Source organism: Pseudovibrio sp. POLY-S9 (assembly GCF_001431305.1).
Lineage (GTDB): Bacteria > Pseudomonadota > Alphaproteobacteria > Rhizobiales > Stappiaceae > Pseudovibrio.
This window is the reverse complement of sequence record NZ_LCWX01000263.1, coordinates 99,436-101,051: the sequence shown is the minus strand read 5'-3', so window position 1 is coordinate 101,051 and position 1,616 is coordinate 99,436. Positions and strand designations below refer to the sequence as shown.

Here is a 1,616-nt window from a genome sequence, read left to right as displayed (position 1 = left end):
CACAAAATACTCCCGCGCGCGCAGACCTTATGAAGCAGATCACTGTACGTGGCGCTCGCGAACATAACTTGAAGAATGTGGACCTGGATCTTCCACGAGACAGCCTGATCGTCATGACTGGCCTGTCCGGCTCGGGCAAATCTTCTCTTGCCTTCGATACGATTTACGCTGAAGGGCAGCGCCGCTACGTTGAAAGCCTGAGCGCTTACGCCCGCCAGTTCCTTGAAATGATGCAGAAACCGGACGTAGATCAGATCGACGGCCTGTCACCTGCAATCTCCATTGAACAGAAAACCACCTCAAAAAACCCACGCTCCACAGTTGGCACAGTCACAGAGATCTATGACTACATGCGCCTCCTGTTCGCGCGCGTAGGCATTCCATACTCTCCGGCAACGGGCCTGCCAATTGAAAGTCAAACCGTCTCCCAAATGGTAGACCGCATTCTGACACTGGAAGAAGGAACCCGCCTTTACCTGCTGGCCCCAATCGTGCGTGGCCGCAAAGGCGAGTATAGAAAAGAACTCGCTGAGCTCATGAAAAAGGGCTTCCAGCGCGTAAAAGTTGACGGCGAGTATTATGAAATCGCCGATGCGCCCACTCTGGATAAGAAGTTCAAACACGATATTGATGTCGTTGTTGACCGTATCGTTGTGCGCGAAGACATGGCTGGCCGCCTGGCAGATTCTCTGGAAACCGCACTGGAGCTGGCCGAAGGCCTCGCTACCGTTGAGTTTGCAGATCAGCAGGATGAAAAAGGCAAAGCAAAGCAGCTCATTTTCTCTGAAAAGTTCGCTTGCCCGGTGTCCGGCTTCACCATCCCGGAGATTGAACCGCGTCTGTTCTCGTTCAACAACCCGTTTGGCGCATGCCCGACTTGCGATGGTCTCGGCACAAAACTGGCGTTTGAAGCCGAACTCGTTGTACCGGACCAAACCCTGTCCCTTCGGGGTGGCGCGATCCTGCCATGGTCAAAAACCGGCTCAACCTCTCCTTATTACACCCAAACATTGGAAGCATTGGCCAAGCATCATAAACAACCGATGACCAAGGCCTGGAAAGACCTTCCGGAAGACTTCCGCAATGCGGTGCTATTCGGAACCGGCAACACAAAAGTGCAGTTTGTTTATGATGACGGCACCCGCTCTTACAAAACCGAAAAGCCATTCGAAGGCGTTGTCGGCAACATCGAGCGGCGCTGGCGTGAAACAGATTCTCAGATGGTGCGCGATGAGCTCTCACGCTACCAATCCGACCATGCTTGCGACGCTTGTAAAGGCTACCGCCTCAAGCCTGAGGCTCTTTGCGTCAAAATAGCAGATCGCCATATAGGCGAGATCACAGCCCTTTCCATCAAAACCGCACACGACTGGTTCTCCAGCATTGATGAAAAGCTCTCCGACAAGCAGAACGAAATTGCATATCGCATCCTCAAGGAAATCCGTGAGCGCCTGAAGTTCCTCAACGATGTTGGCTTGGAATACCTTTCCATGGACCGCTCTTCCGGAACCTTGTCTGGTGGTGAGAGCCAACGTATTCGCCTGGCCTCCCAGATTGGTTCCGGCCTGACCGGTGTGCTTTATGTTCTGGATGAGCCCTCCATCGGCCTGCACCAG

General features: G+C 53.5%; 1 pseudogene. It reads left to right on the top strand.

Features of this window, described 5'->3' with window-relative positions:
- Positions 1–29: 29 nt before the first annotated feature.
- Positions 30–1,616: pseudogene (locus PPL9_RS31785) on the top strand (excinuclease ABC subunit A); the annotation flags it as partial.